The 16,285-nt window shown below is 42.2% G+C and carries 8 protein-coding genes; 2 read left to right on the forward strand and 6 right to left on the reverse strand.

Features of this window, described 5'->3' with window-relative positions; translation table 11 throughout:
- Positions 1-27: 27 nt before the first annotated feature.
- The 4 genes from ABDW32_RS15390 to ABDW32_RS15405 form a co-directional block, all read right to left on the reverse strand.
- Positions 28-1,590, reverse strand: a complete 1,563-nt coding sequence (locus ABDW32_RS15390) for a RagB/SusD family nutrient uptake outer membrane protein (protein ID WP_343563905.1) — start codon at positions 1,588-1,590, stop codon at positions 28-30.
- Positions 1,591-1,616: 26 nt separating this feature from the next.
- Positions 1,617-4,715 (reverse strand): TonB-dependent receptor, encoded by a 3,099-nt coding sequence (locus tag ABDW32_RS15395; protein ID WP_343563907.1) that lies wholly within the window; start codon positions 4,713-4,715, stop codon positions 1,617-1,619.
- Between the two features lie 4 nt (positions 4,716-4,719).
- A complete protein-coding gene (locus ABDW32_RS15400; RefSeq protein WP_343563908.1) occupies positions 4,720-5,754 on the reverse strand; it encodes a FecR domain-containing protein in 1,035 nt (344 codons plus the stop codon).
- 64 nt (positions 5,755-5,818) lie between these two features.
- The gene (locus ABDW32_RS15405; RefSeq protein ID WP_077438411.1) at positions 5,819-6,346 is read right to left on the reverse strand and encodes a sigma-70 family RNA polymerase sigma factor; all 528 of its coding nucleotides are present in this window, start codon (positions 6,344-6,346) and stop codon (positions 5,819-5,821) included.
- A gap of 420 nt (positions 6,347-6,766) precedes the next feature.
- Here ABDW32_RS15405 and ABDW32_RS15410 point away from each other — a divergent pair, with 420 nt between their 5' ends.
- On the forward strand, positions 6,767-6,937 hold the full coding sequence (locus tag ABDW32_RS15410; protein WP_343563910.1) for a hypothetical protein: 171 nt from the start codon (positions 6,767-6,769) through the stop codon (positions 6,935-6,937).
- A gap of 201 nt (positions 6,938-7,138) precedes the next feature.
- Here the strand turns inward: ABDW32_RS15410 and ABDW32_RS15415 are convergent, their stop codons facing one another.
- Together ABDW32_RS15415 and ABDW32_RS15420 are read right to left on the reverse strand one after the other, a co-directional pair.
- Positions 7,139-8,704 (reverse strand): RagB/SusD family nutrient uptake outer membrane protein, encoded by a 1,566-nt coding sequence (locus ABDW32_RS15415; RefSeq protein WP_343563912.1) that lies wholly within the window; start codon positions 8,702-8,704, stop codon positions 7,139-7,141.
- Between the two features lie 42 nt (positions 8,705-8,746).
- Entirely contained in the window at positions 8,747-11,731 is a 2,985-nt protein-coding gene (locus tag ABDW32_RS15420) for a SusC/RagA family TonB-linked outer membrane protein (protein ID WP_343563914.1), read from the reverse strand.
- Positions 11,732-12,154: 423 nt separating this feature from the next.
- On the opposite strand from ABDW32_RS15420, the gene ABDW32_RS15425 reads away from it, so the two are divergent.
- Positions 12,155-16,114 carry a two-component regulator propeller domain-containing protein gene (locus ABDW32_RS15425; protein ID WP_343563916.1) on the forward strand — a complete coding sequence of 1,320 codons (3,960 nt, stop codon included), beginning with the start codon at positions 12,155-12,157 and terminating at the stop codon, positions 16,112-16,114.
- Positions 16,115-16,285 lie beyond the last annotated feature (171 nt).

Raw genomic sequence — 16,285 nt, forward strand, 5'->3', positions numbered from 1 at the left:
CTGCATATTTTTTATTCGCTTTCCTTATTATTTCGGTAGTCGTGATGGATTTGCCGCTGTCATTTCCTGATGCAGGCGCGCTTCTTCCAATGGATAAGGGAAATAACGCATTGCTCCGGTCACATTTTCTTTCAATCCACGGCCTTTCAGATAGGCATTGCTTACCTTTTCATATCTGCCCAATCGAATCAGATCCTGACGTCTTTTATATTCAAAGACCAGCTCAAAACCGCGCTCATCGACCAACGCATCGATCATACTTTCTTTGCTCGTCGGAACGGGAAAATCAGGATGCTCTCCATACGCTGGCGCACCGGCCCGTTTACGTATTTCGTTGAGGTAAGGCAATGCGGCCGCAGGTCCATTCAAGGCATTTTCGATTTCCGCTTTGCACAGAATAACATCCGCTAGACGAAATACCTGGATGGTCCGTCCATCAAGATAGGAGTTATTGATCATGCCATAGGAGTATTTTTTTGTAGCGACATTTTGCAAAAATTTGACCGTATCGCTAGGCGGTGTTGTTTGTCCTTTGGCAGGTAACATATAAAAGAACCCATGCTTTGTATTCTTATCCCTCGCTGCCTTGCCCTCATAATTGTAGTAAAAAAACTGCTTACGTGGATCTAGGTCACTATATTTTCTCCAGAAATCGAGTGAAACACCATAATATTGCCAACGGTCAGGCACCTCCCGATTATCGGTTGGTCCAAAGTGATTTGTAATCTCCCCGCCATTGAGTGTTGGTTCATGTAAAACACCAAATATCAGGCCCATATCCATTTTATTGTCATCAGACCATTCGTTTTTGAAGTCAGGATTTAATTTATAGATACCCTTTTTCCGCAGCTCCAGTACCTGATCAATATAAGTCTTTGCCTTATCATAGCTATGCGAACGCATATACATTTTACCCATCAGCGTAAGCGCGGCTCCTTTTGTCGCCCGTCCTAGATCAGCGGACCACCGTTCAGGAAGATTATCGATGGCATATTGACAATCTGCCGCGATCTGCGCGTCGATTTTTTCCACCGCAGCCAAAGGTTCATTATAGCTTTCGGTCGGATTTTTCACAGTCGTAATTAGCGGCACAGGCCCCCAGGCGTCCGTTAGATCCATATACGATAATGCTCTCAGAAATCTTGCCTGTGCAATAATCTCCTTTTTTCGATCCTCCGGGATCGTCACATTGTCAATGCGGTCAATCAGCATATTGGCATTACTGATGACCTGATACATATTTTGGTAGTTAAATTTAAAATATCGGTTATTGTCATCATAGGTAAAATTGCTCATCCGGGTGGGATCTCCGGCCGCAGTCGAAAATCCCATATCGGTCGCATAATCCGTAATCATCACCAGATATCCCGCATAATATAAATAAGCATCACCGGGATAAGGCGATAAACTGGTATAGATACCGGTCAAAGCCGCATTGATATCACTTTCGGTCGAATAGGCATTTTTGGTGGTCAGATCGCTGTACAATTTCGGTTCAAGTTTGGTACAGCTCTGCAAACTTCCGGTAAGAATGGACGCTAGTCCGGCTAGCCCTAGGATATATTTAAAATTACTTTTAATCGTCTTCATGTCATTTAAAATTAAGGTATTACCTGTTAAAATGTGGCACTTACGCCAAAAGTGAAAGAACGCATGGACGGATAGGAATTAAAATCCAGTCCCACACCGGCATTGGCACTTTGGTTGTTTCCAGCTCTATTTTTGACCAAGGCATCATTTTCATAACCCTTTGTGTCAACTTCTGGATCCCAGCCCGAATAATTGCTAATGGTGAACAGGTTTTCAGCCATGCCATAAACACGTATCGATTGAATTGCTTTCGTTTTCAATGGAAATGTATAACCCAAGGTCAAATTCCGCAAACGTAGGAAAGAAGCATTTTCAATAAAGTGATCGTTAATATAGCCGCCATAGTTCATATAATAGAATCCATTTCGTGGAATATCCGTATTGGTATTGTTCGGAGTCCAGCGATTTAATGCCTCAATTCCGCGCTTCCATTCGATGTTCATACGCGTCATGTTGAGCAGGTCATTGCCGATATTTCCGTAGACAAAGGCCGTCAGATCAAAATGTTTATAGGTAAATGAATTGGTCATACCAAAATTCAGTTTCGGATAGCCGCGTCCGATAATTGTGCGGTCGGCTGAGTTGATCGTACCGTCCCCATTGACATCGGCAAATTTCGGATCTCCAGGTTTCGAATTGGGCTGAGGCGCATACTTTTCTCCCTGCTGAATGACACCAAGGTATTTATAACCAAACAAAGAACCCAACGATTCGCCGACACGAATTACAGAGTAGGCCTCTTCGGAGACATTACCCATCGGTTTTGAAGATGTGAGTAGCTGCTCAGGTTCACCACCAAGACTGGACACCTTATTGCGGTTCATGGCAAGATTTAATTTTGTCTCCCAGGTGAATTCCCCGGTCATATTCTTGCTCGTTACGGAAAACTCGAGCCCTTTATTGTTCATAGAACCTAAATTACGCTGTCCGGAAGTATATCCCGTATAGTAAGGTAGAATACTTCTGATCAGCAAATCATTTGTCTTCTTGTAATAGGCATCCAAGGTAAACGCCAATCTATTTTTAAAGAACGAAAAATCAATCCCGGCATTATACTGGGTAGTCGACTCCCATTTCAGTTTGTCATTTTCAGGATAGGTCGGATTTTGCTTTACCCCACCGGCATTATTGATACCGTCAAAAGTATAATGTCCGTTGTCCATTAATCCATAAGAAGCATAATCGGCCACCCTATCATTTCCGGTCTGTCCATACCCCAATCTAAACTTGAGGTCCGAAAACAACTGCTGTCCCTGCATGAAATCCTCGTTGTTTATTTTCCATGCAAAAGCTGCTGAAGGAAAAGTTCCCCAACGATGATTCGGACTAAAACGTGAAGAGCCGTCCCGACGTAAGGTTGCTGTCAACAGGTATTTATCGTCGTAACTGTAATTCACACGACCAAAAAAAGAGATCACCAGGTTTTCCGATTTGGCAGAATTCACTCCGGTAATACTTGAGGCCATTCCAAGATTATTATATTCCAATAAGTCGGTCGAGAAACCTTTGACATTGATGCCCTTGTTGTTACGCACATATTTCTCATAGGAATATCCCCCCATCACATTCAGATTATGCTTTTCATTAAAGACCTTGGCATAGGTAGCATAAAAATCAATCAGATTATGTGTTTCATTATAATCTGCCTGGCTGGCGACCCCGCCATCAATCCCCCCCTGATAAGAATCCCGGGTCAGATAACTACCCAATTGGTCATGGGTAATTTCCGTTCCGGCATTCATACGTAAAGTCAATTCCTTGATCGGGTTGACTTCAACAAAGATATTACCGTTTAACTTATCCCTTTGCACATCGTTGATTCGCGAAATCAGGTTGGCTAAAGGATTGTCTCCCTGTCCGCCCGGAGGTCTTCCAAAACTACCATCCGCATTATAAACCGGAATAGTGGGATCATAAGTCAATATACTATACAATACGTTCGAATTCAATATATTGCCATCATAAAGCTGCATATTGGATTTCTCCCGTTGAGCAGATATGGTTGCACCTGTTCGAATATAATCATTGACCTTTTGATCCACATTGATACGACCGGATATCCGATTAAAATCGGTGGTCTTCAAAATACCTTTTTGATCAAAATAGCCTAAGCTTGTCAATACTTTCGTTTTCTCACCACCGCCCGAGAACTGTAGATTGTGATTTTGCAAAACACTGTTACGCATGGTCTCCTTTACCCAATCGGTATTGACATCCGATTCGAGCTGCGATTTGGTGTACACCGCGTACTCCTGATTTTCCTGTCCTTCGATCTCCTTATATAGCGCGTTTGCCAGGTTCATATATTGCTTACCGTCCAAAAAAGTGAAGGGATTGATCGGGTTTTGTGTCCCTACGTAACCACTATAGGTGATGTTATTCTGATCAGTCTTGCCACGTTTCGTTGTAATAATGATCACACCATTCGCTCCTCTGGATCCATAGATCGCCGTGGCAGAGGCATCTTTAAGAATATCCATGGAAGCGATATCTTCTGGATTAATATTTATCCCGTTATTTGTAGGGAATCCATCGATCACATAGAGAGGATCATTACTGCCACTAATGGAGTTCGTTCCCCGGATCCGAATGGATGTGCTGCCTCCTGGTGCTTTCGAATTCTGCGTGACCACTACCCCGGATGCTTTACCCTGCAATGCCTGCCCGACATTACTGACCGCACCACCTTTTGTCAGCTCATTGCTGGAAAGCGAAGCAATGGCCCCCGTCAGGTCACTTTTTTTCTGTTTACCATATCCAATGACGACTACATCTTCCAATTGATTGACCTGATCTTCTAAGATAATGGATAATGTCGTTGTTCCTGAGGCGGATACCTGCACATTTTTTTCTACATAAGTTTGATAACCAATATAGGAGAAAGTCAATTCGTAGCCTTTGGCATTAGGCACTTCCGCAAAACGGAAACTGCCATCGGCTGCACTGGAACCGCTTGTCGAAAAATTGCTTCCTGCATTTTTCAACATAATGCTGACGCCAGCTAGCCGCTGCCCGGCGGCATTCTTGATGACACCATTGATCGTTCCAGCCAGACCATGAATAGATATCAGTGTCAGAAGCAGCAAAACAAAAAATGGTTTCTTGGTTAAGTTGAATTTTACCATAATTCTATTTTTTAGGTTTGAGTATGTATGTGTTCTGTTGTTTTTCCAGTTTAAAGGGGTTCACTTCAACGATCAATTGTAGGATGGATTCAGCCAACTGGGTTTTATCCTTTAAATCCATCAACCTATTCTTGCGGAAACGTCCTTTTAAACGATAGTTCCTGACCAGCAGCGAGTCATATGACACCGGCATATCTAATTCATGATTGATATATTGAATGATTTCCGAGACGGATGTTTCGTCTAATTGCAACCAGTCATCCGATTGATGCATTGTTGTCGGATAGGTATATACATTCGCATTCTTCACAACGGCGCCGCTACGCTCAATCGTATGAGGAGCACTTGCGTGAGCATACTGGCCAAAATCTGAAAGAATAAATTGTGAAGGTGTGGCAGCATAAACCTGCTGTCCAGGTTTTAAAATTTTGGCTATAGTCTCATCAACAGAGGCCACACGGACCTTCCCTTCGTATAATTGAACAGTGACCTGGGCGGAGCGGCTATTATAGTCTACTGTAAACTGTGTCCCAAGTGCGGTCGTCATCAACTGATTGCTTTGTACAACAAATGGCTTTGATGGATCTTTCGCGACGTGAAAGCGGACCTTTCCTTCCAATACCCGGACCTGTCGGAGATCCAAGTTTGGTTTGATGTAAACTGCAATGAAAGCCCCGGGCTCAAGAAAAATATGGGACTCATCCGCTGTAATGATTTCTTTGGTCCGTAGCGATGGGTTATAATAAATTTCCTTGATTCGATTTGCTGATGTTATCGTCCGTTGGTTAGCGGTATCCTGAAGCAGGTTTGAACAAACAAATAATAGTCCAAATACAAAAAATACGAGCAGGCTCTTTAACAGAAAATCCCCCTGCCGTTTGTTGCTTTTTTCCCGCGCGATATAAGCTGACCAATCATCTTCCGAAATCAGGTCATCCAACAATTTCGGATTCTCGTTGAGCCAGGAGAATACAAGCTTAGCCTCCTCCGCTGAACATTGGTTTGCCAGGAATTTCTTTAATAATTGCTTACGATTCATAACAGTTGTTACCCGATTGCGAACGGGTATTTAACTGTAATACGAACAAAGCCCACTGTATCCCCTAAAGCAATTTGAAAAATTTTTTAATGAATTTTAGACCAATGCTGATGTGGTTTTCTACGGTCTTAGGCGAAATGGATAACTTGACGGCAATTTCTTTGTAGCTCAACTCTTCAAACTTATGTAGATAAAAGACCTGCTGTCGCATAAAAGGCATTTGAGCGATCAAGCCCTTAACATATTCCAGTTCGTTTTTGTAGGCAATCCTACGTTCCATATCTTCGTACTGGCTCAGTACAAAAGGCTTTTCAAAATCAATATACTTTCTGTTCAAAGCCCGGCGCCGAAGCTCATCAATCAATTTGGTACGTGCAATCTGAAAGAGCTGTGTACTAAATAACAATTGTTGATTCGATTCATTTTTACGTTCCCAAACGATCAGAAATGTCTGTTGGACAACATCTTCAGCAAGATCCGAACACTGTGTTTTCTGATATAAAAAATAATATAATTTTCTATACCAATAACGATAAGCTAAAAAAAACTCTTTTTCGTTTGTCGGTGCCCGTTGTAGGATTTCGTTAATCATAATCTACATTTAGATAGTCTTGCTTCCCTGCAATCATTGTTTACAATCATTACATCGGAACTTGGCCCTTGAGAGACGCTTAAGTTTCGCCCATCAAACCACCAATCTTTTTTGGCTAGTTATCCACAACTAAAGTGACTATTTTTTATCAAAAAAACAAGATAATATTTTCATCTTCAAGAAGTCACATCAAAAAGCGTTAAAGAAGGTATTCCATTTGTCTATTTGTACAATCATTTGGAGGTCAGCCGATCGATTTTATATCCAAGAGTAAAAATCGTTATAGATATTCTTTACATAATTATTGATAAAACTAAATAATTTTAATTTATAATATATATATTCCATCTAAACAGACAGAATTAAAAAACATATAGATTATTTTTTAGTACAAATAAATAGCTTATATAAACAGAGTCCGTGTCAAAACGTGTTATTGCAATTCATTCGGGTCCGCTCCGTACCTGCTATGGCCCTTTTTCGGGGCATGGAGGGGGTTTGAGCGAGGTAAGAGCAGTTTCGCTACGTGGTGAATCCGTGTCTAACTCGGACTCACCACGGACTCAGCACGGACTCATGACGCAGGCATAGCGAAGCGATTAAGACGCTAGCCCGAAGGAGTCTTAGTCGTAGTACCAAAGGTTGTCGAGCATTCCGCACTTTAATATACTGATTTAACCAAATGAAAAAAGGTCTTTAGATGAGCAGGAACACCTGCTCATCTAAAGACCTATGATACAAAATCCAAACGGATTAAGCGGCGGTTTTTACCGCAGCTAAAGCAATTTTTTATTAATAACCTGGATTTTGTTTCAAGTTAGGATTTACTGCGATCTGCTGGCTCGGGATAGGATACAGCAATGTTTTCGGATCCGGATCTGCAGCCTTTTCCTGCCAGGCCTGCAAGAACTTACCGAATCGGATCAGATCCTGTCTCCGCCAGCCTTCCCAATACAGTTCACGTGCGCGTTCATCCAATAGATTGTCCAGTGTCAAGCTGGTTAAATTTGTCACACCACGATTTATCCGAATGCTATTGACCAAAGCCAAGGCCTCACCTGCCGCACCGGTACCACCTCTCAAAATCGCTTCTGCTTGCATCAGTAGCACATCCGAATAACGGAACACCACCCAATCGTTGTTGCGCTGTCCTGAAGCAGCATAATCAAATGCATACTTCATTGGACGGATCCCTGCGGTCTCCAGCGTTGCTCCAGAAGTACGGATAGTAACCTCTCGGGTAAATGACAGCGGAGCTGTTGAAGGGTTGCGGGCCATTAACGGTTTGTTCGTACTCCAATTATATTGTTGTCCGGCAAAAAAGCCTACATTCTGACGTGCAAATCCTTTTTTTCGATTGGAGGTTGTGTCCGCTGCATATTCGTAATAAATCCCTCGACGTTCATCGGATGCCGAAAACTTATCATAATAGTCCGAGAGGGTACACCAGCCGTTCCAACCACTTGGATTCATATTATAATGCGCAATAGTATTCCAGGTCCGATCCACATTTCCGCCTCTTTCACCATTCTTGTTTAATAGCGTAAAAATATTTTCGGTCGACTTCACATCATTATCAGGTGCGAAATTGTCAAAGTATTTGCCTTTGCCCGAGACCATATATCTTCCTGTTAACGTAATTTCTTTTGCCAAGGCTATGACCTTATTCATATCCTCTGCCGCAAAAGTTGGGGCTTGCCGATTGACAAAAGCACCTTTATTCAGATAGATCTTCATGAGCAAGGTTTTAGCTGCATTTCTATTTGCTACATAAGCCGCCCCGTCTGCTGGAAGACTGCTTAGAATATCGTTCAGATCTTTGACGATATAATCAATGGCTGCCTGTGGCTGCAAAACCTCTGGAGCGATCCTAAAATCCTCCATTGCTTCACCTTCCCGAATAGGAACGACACCGTAAAGATCGAGCAAATCAAACATTGCCAGTGCCCTAATAAATTTTGCCTCCGCAGTTTGTTGTGCATTAGGCTTGTAACGCAACACATTACTGGCGTTATAAATCGCAGTCCCCAAACTTACAAAGGTATTATTCATGTAAGCGTTATCCGCATTCCAGGTGTGTAAATGAATTGCACGGTGCATTCCATTATCATCCCAGTCTCCCCCTCTTGTAGGCGCCATCGCTGCATCGGTCGAAATTTCTTGCATCACCCAGCGCTGTTCCTGTTGATAAGGGGTATTCAGTGAGATATAGGCGGTCGTCAATAAGCCACCTGGCTCGACTTCAGAAGTTCCCTCCTCCAATTCACCTTTAAACTCTTCTTTCAGTTTGGTGCAAGAAGATGTACTTGCCGCAACCGAAGCCATTAATCCGATATATAATAAAGTTCTTAATTTCATCTGTCTCATATTTTTGTTTATCCAATGACAATATCTCTTAGTCTAAAGTGAAAAATTAACACCCAATAAGATATTCCTCGCAGGCGGGTAAGGTAAATATTCAATACCCAAAGAAGGGATTCCATTCGTAGAACCGTCTGTATTCACTTCGGGATCAAATCCAGTATATTTTGTTATAATAAAAAGATTCTGTCCTGTGAGTGACACATTTAAATTCTTTAATGTTTTGCCTACGTTTCCTACACGATAACTTAATGTCAGATTGGCCAATTTTAAATAATCTCCTTTTTCCAAGAAACGTGAAGACGGCGCTGCCGAATTCGAGGTAGACTCTTTAACCGAGGTATCAAAAAATTTGGATCCAATGTTTCGTGAAGACAGATTGGTCAATCCCAAACCTGTAGCAGCGGTATTGTTAAATAAGTAATGACCAAAAGCACCGTTCATATTGGCCGCTAGTGAAAATTTCTTATAATTTACATTTGTAGAGATACCTAACAAGGTTGTCGGATTCGGGCTATTCATGTAATACTTATTGACGGCCGGATCGTTGTTGGTACTTATGCTACCATCCAATCCCCGGTACATACTCGTTCCTGTTTGTGGATCTATCCCTTGGTAGTCGGCTAAATACCAAACATTCAATGGCTGTCCGTTCACCATGCGTTGTCCCAATACCCCGGAGAAACCCTGTCCTCTTAAAGCACCTGTTTCGTAGTAACCGACAAGTCCACTGACGCTGTTTTTAAGAAAGGTCGCGTTACCGGTCAAATCCCAGGTCCAGTTATCATTTTTGACGATGGTACCCGTCAATGCTATTTCAACGCCCTTATTAACGATTTCACCATCCAAATTTACCCAGATACGGCCTGCTGGCGCTGGTTGAGCGAGTGTCTGCTCAAATAAAGCATCGGTTGTCTTTTTATTAAAATAATCAATAGAACCATATAATCGGTTGCCAAGGATGCCAAAATCGATCCCCGCATTGATGGTGGTCGATGTTTCCCATTTAAGGTCGGGGTTACCGTAATTCGCCTGACTGATACTCTGATTGTTAAAAACAAGTCTATCTAATGAGGCACCAGAAGGGAATTCCTGATTTCCGGTTTTACCCCAGCCAAGCCTCACTTTCAGCTGATCAAAAATGCCACTTGACTTTAAGAAATCTTCCTCTGCCACGTTCCAGGCAACAGCAAGTGAGGGGAACACGGCATATTTATTATTTGAACCAAATTTGGTCGACCCATCCCTTCTTACCGTCGCTGTCAGTAGATAACGGTTCAAATAATTAAATCCTCCACGTAAAAATAGCGACTGCAATTGATTGGTTGGACTTCGATAGGATGCGATTTCCCTATTTGCAGGTTTGGTGTATTGCATATAGTCGAAATAATCCAGTCCCATATATTTGAACCCACGTCCAAACATGATATTATTATTAAAGTTATAGTCCAAATATTCATAGCCCGCAACCGCATTGACGCTCCAGTCTTCGTTGATCTGTTTATTATAGGATAACATATGCGTCATCTGTAGGTTTGTCTCGCCATTATTGGAGATAAATGCTTGCTCATCTTCGCTATTGGACGGCTCGATCAGCCCTGCACGATACATTCCCTGACGATTACCTGTCTGACGCATGGCGCTATAGATAAAACGATATTCCAAATCATCCGTAATCTTATAATATGGGGCCAAATTGATGACGAGCGTATTGGTTGTCGCTAAATCCTTAAAGGCTTCAATACTCGTCAATGGATTTCGGGTGGTTGTACTGACAAAAGTCAGATTACCTTGGGCGTCCCGTAATGGACGGGTTGGATTCCACTGTAAAGCCTGTGAAATAATGTTACCTTCTGAGCCTACCGTCGCATTGATCGGTGCATATTTATTGTCCATCTGTGTCAAAAATAGCCCAAAGTCAAGTCCCAGTCTCTTGTTTTCCAAAAAGCGAAAATTTCCACTGAGATTGGCAGTATATTTTTTCAGCTGCGAACCGCGGATAATACCGTTCTGATTTAAATAACCACCAGAAAGGCGATATTTTCCATGCTCAGTACCACCGGCCACATCGGCATAATAGTTCTGCGTAACCGCTTTTCTCGTGATCGCTTTAAATGCATCTTCATTCCCACCAAAATCTGCGTCGTCGACTTCGTTTGGCGTATAGTATTTCAATGCTTCTCTAAACCGCGAAGCATTCAGTACATCCGGATATTCACGCATTGTCGACACCCCCGTTGATGCACCGATTGAGACTTCCGGCGAACCTTCTTTGCCTTTCTTCGTGGTAATAATCACAACGCCGTTTGCACCCCGCGAACCGTAGATAGCCGTTGCTGAAGCGTCTTTCAAAATATCCATGCTCGCGATATCACCTGGGTTCAAATAGGTCAGTGGATTCCCTCTGTCCGAAGAAAATCCGCCTCTTCCCTCTGGCAATGGCGAGTTGCCGGACATCGGCACCCCATCCAATACAAACAGGGGATTATTGCTCGCCCGGATGGAGGAGTTACCACGAATACGTACCGTGGTCGATCCCCCAGGCTGCCCGGTGTTATTTATGACCATGACACCGGGAGTCTTTCCCTGGATCAATTGATCGGGGCTTGTCATAATACCCTTGTTGAAATTTTTGGCGCCGATAGTAACCATAGATCCCGTCAGGTCTTTTTTCCGGGCAGTACCATAACCAATGACAACCACTTCCTCCAGCCCCTGATTGGAACTCGGTTCAAGTGCAATAGTCATATCATTACCTGCAATAGGCACTTCCTTCAATGCATAACCGATATAGGATACCTCAAGCGATTTGGCATCACTGGTTATATTCAGTGAAAATGCCCCCTCAGCATCGGTGGTTGTTGCTGTGGTACTGCCTTTTACTTTAATTGTCGCGCCAGTCAAGGGACTTTGGTGCTCATCTACAACCTTTCCTTTCAGCACCCTGGTCTGGGCTACCGCAATAAAGGTGGTGAGCAGTAATGCTGGCATCATTACACATTGCGCAAGTAGTTTGTTTTTCATACGCTTTTAAATTGGTGGTTTAATTGATTCTGTATTTCCGAGCAATTTCTCGCTCAAACAAAAATGTTAAGTGATTCAATGTTTTCAGTCCAATAACAGACCGGGATCTCCGCAGTTCTCCATGCAACTATCGATCGGGCTAACTACAGGTCCATTTGCAGAGCCTGAAAACCGTTGCCGCATACGCTTGTATCGCACTATAGACTGATAAGTAACTCGCTTTAAAAAAAATAAGAATACAGCTATCTGCTGTCATAATTTTAGGGCAAGGCATAAGTTTACTTTTTGGTTATTTCGTACTATAAAAATCGCTAAATCCATGTTGCGACCCCAATCATAGCGTCTCAATTTTATATCAAAACGTATCAACAGCGCTCTTTTTTTTCTTTTTTATTGCCTATTTTTAGCAATACATTATCAATTTTGCGCGGAATAACCTTTATACCTATCCTCTATCTCCTACTTGTATGGACCAACCTACAGGCGCAATCCTTCTATTTTAAAAATTATCAACCCCACGATGGTCTCTCCAATAGTTCCGTCAAGTGTATTACGCAAGATACCCAAGGCTTTCTTTGGCTAGGGACAAGGAATGGTTTGAATCGTTTTGATGGCAATCAATTTAAGATATTTAGGCATAATGCCTCAGATTCTACAAGCATCGGAAGCTCATCTATTTTAAGTATCCTTACCGATAGCAAGGGTACGCTATGGGTGGGAACGACAAGGGGGATCTATTGTTACAATCCGGTTAAAGAAAACTTTAAACCATTCCATAACATACCGATCGGCGAGGTAAACGCCATACATGAATACGCCGGTTTTATCTGGCTGCTTTCCAATGGTAAGCTCTATCGGTATAATCCTTATACTACGGAAATCGTTTCTTTTGATCAAAACAAAAATACACTCGTAGCTATTACCAGCAGCAAAAAAGCCGGACTGTGGACAACAGATATTAACAGTACAATCGAAAGGTACCAGGTTCACTCGGGCAAATTTGTTCAAATTGCACTCAAAAAAACCGATCGGAAAGCACTGGCCAACACAAAGACCGTCTACGCTATCAACGACTCCCTGCTCATGGTCGGCACCATCAATTCAGCCTACCTGTTTGATTTTAAAAACGGAACATTAAAAAACTTATTTGCAAGCCATTACCCCAACAAAGTCATCCAGGCAAATTGCATTATCCAACAGACAGAGTCGGTATACTGGATCGGAACAGAGACTGGAATATATACCTATGACATCCATACAGGCCAGAGCCAACACATCAAAAAAGATCTGCTCAATCCATTTGCCATATCGGACAATGCCGTTTTGAATTTCTATCGGGACCGTGAAGATAACATTTGGTTTGGGACATTTTTTGGCGGTTTTAACCAATACAGCAACCAGTTCGACAATTTCAAAAAATACCTATATGGATTTGGAAAATCTGCATTATCCGGGAATATCGTACACGATATAAAAAAAGATAACTATGGAAATTTCTGGATAGGAACAGAAGATGGTGGCCTCAACAAAATAGACGCTCAAACACAACAGATCCAGCATTTCGTTGCCAATGGAAAAAAAGGAAGTATTGCACATAATAATGTCCATGGATTGGCAACCATCGGCGATGAGCTTTGGGTAGGCTCCACAACACATGGACTGGATGTACTCGACGTTAGGACCGGAAAATTAAAAAAGCACTATGACCGCATCGGCAGCGGCCCCTTACAAAGCAGCTTCGCCGTTTGCCTCTTTAAGTCCAGAGACAATAACATGTTTGTGGGGACAGACCGCGCATTATATGTCTACAATAAATATAGCGATAGCTTTAACCTCCTTCCTATCAAAGCCTGGATACAAGGAATTTACGAAGATGACGATGGTATACTTTGGGTCAATACCTATGGCAGCGGAGTTTACCAATACAATCGGGCTACGGGCGAGATAAAACATCTACGCTCCGAGCAAGGTAAACAAAATACGCTCGTCAATAATTACGTCAATGGCTTATTCGAAGACAGCAAAAAAAATCTGTGGTTTTGTACCGAAAGCGGCCTTTCAAAATACCGCCGTGATGGGCATTTCACCAACTATCTGACTGAATCGGGTTTACCTTCCAATCAAGTATTTAAAGTATTGGAAGACGACAACAACAGCATATGGATATCAACAGGTGGTGGCCTGGTCAGACTGGACGGCCATCTTCCCCATAGGGTCATCTATACATCCCGAGACGGGTTACCGGCCGATCAGTTTAATTACAATTCAGCATTTAAAGATACGGACGGTACATTATATTTTGGTACCATAAAAGGGATGGTAAGTTTTAACCCCACAAAATCCATTAAGAATAACTTTATTCCGCCCATATTCATTAGCGACATTCAGATCAACAACGAAAGCATTCCAGTTCGTGAAGATGGTATACTGAAACAATCCATCTCGCTATCAAAAGAGATTCAGCTCTCCTATAATAGTTCCAATATCAGTTTTAATATCGCAGCCTTGAGTTTTGTTTCCCCAAAAAGCAATCCCTATCGCTATATCATGGAAGGTTATGACAAAGGCTGGACAGATATCACCGGCGGTCAAAAAATTTATTACAATAAGCTTCCTCCCGGAACCTACACCTTTAGATTTAAAGGGGCAAACAACAATGGAATCTGGAACCCGGCGGAAAAACAACTACGTATTGTCGTCTCTCCCCCCTGGTGGTCATCCAGCTGGGCGTATACCATTTATTTCATTACCTTTAGTACAGTTGTTTTATTGATTTTGAGGTATTATTTTTTGCTGATCAAAGCAAATAACGCGCAAAAAATGGATAGCTATGAACGTAAAAAAGAACAAGAAGTCTATAATCTTAAACTTGAGTTTTTCACCAATCTCGCCCACGAAATCCGTACACCGCTGACCTTAATCAAAATGCCCCTGGAGAAACTCATCCGGACACATCAATTTGACGCTAATGACACGGTAAATGACCTTGCCTTGATCGAAAAAAACACAACAAGACTGATTAGGTTAACTAATCAACTTTTAGACTTTAGAAAAGCAGAAACAAATAATATGAGCCTTATCTTTACAAAAACGGACATTAACAACTTATTACTTGACGTATTCAATGATCTGAACAGCCTAGCAAAGGAAAAGATGTTGCAATATGATCTTTCCTTGCCCCGGATTACACTCACTGCCCAAGTCGATGAAGAAGCTTTGCGGAAAATATTCACCAACTTGATTCATAATGCCATAAAATATGCCGCTCATCAGGTACATGTCAAATTGCTTCCGTTCAACAGTGATGATATTATGTTCAATATCGAATTTCGAAATGATGGTGATATCATTCCCTTCGATAAAAGGGAAAAAATCTTTGAACCCTTTTATCGGCTAAACGAATCGAACAAAGATACCGGAACGGGTATTGGCCTTCCTCTCTCCCGCTCCCTAGTCGAACTCCATCAGGGTTCATTATCGCTGGCTTATACGGAAGAAAACCGAAACATCTTCCTGCTCTCGCTCCCCATCCTGCAGGAACAGACCTTGGACATCAAACCTATCCTCGAAGAGACGGTCGTTCCACATGAAGATCAACGAAACGCAAAAACAGATCAAAACGCCGAAAGACCTGCCATCCTTATTGTCGAGGACAACAAAGAAATACTGGCCTACCTCAATAAGGAACTGAAAATTGATTATACAATTCTCCGTGCCAGTAACGGAGCTGAAGCGCTTGAAATATTGGATCAGGACAATGTGCAGCTCGTCTTAACAGATATCATGATGCCTATTATGGACGGCATCGCTCTTTGCAAACGTATTAAGAGTGACATCCTGTACAGCCATATTCCGGTCATCTTCCTCACGGCCAAAAATGCACTTGATTCTAAAATTAATGGGCTGAAAATTGGTGCCGATGCCTATATCGAAAAACCCTTTTCACTGGAATTCCTTACTGTACAGATCAGAAATATTCTTAACAACCGTAAGATCATCAAAAATTATTTTACAAATTCTTCCATTTCTAATCTGACGGATATTAATGTATCGGCCCCTGACAAGGATTTTATCAGTCAGCTCAACACCGTGATCTATGATAATATTTCGGATATCGATCTCAATGTGGATGAGCTCGCGCGCTTAATGAATATGAGCCGACCAACACTATACCGTAAAATTAAAGGCTTATCCGACCTGACACCCAATGAACTGATCAATATCTCCCGTTTAAAGAAGGCCGCCGAATTGCTCGTTCAAAAAAAATATAACATTACCCAGATTTCCACGATGGTGGGTTATACCGTACAGTCCAATTTTTCAAGAGATTTCCATAAACATTATGGCATGCCGCCAAGTGTTTACATGACCGAAAACAGCTGATTGTCCTAAGGAAAGTAAAGAAAAATTTCAGAAGTGGTCGTGATCAAGATAGTACAAAGGACCCGGTCAATGAAGAGGCTAACTCAGCCGAACAAATCCAGGAATAACCTGCTCATATTCATGGGCAAGTCGTCATAACGACTGGGGCAGACAAAACTGCATGTGTCCTCT

Source organism: Sphingobacterium sp., from assembly GCF_039596235.1.
Classification (GTDB): domain Bacteria; phylum Bacteroidota; class Bacteroidia; order Sphingobacteriales; family Sphingobacteriaceae; genus Sphingobacterium.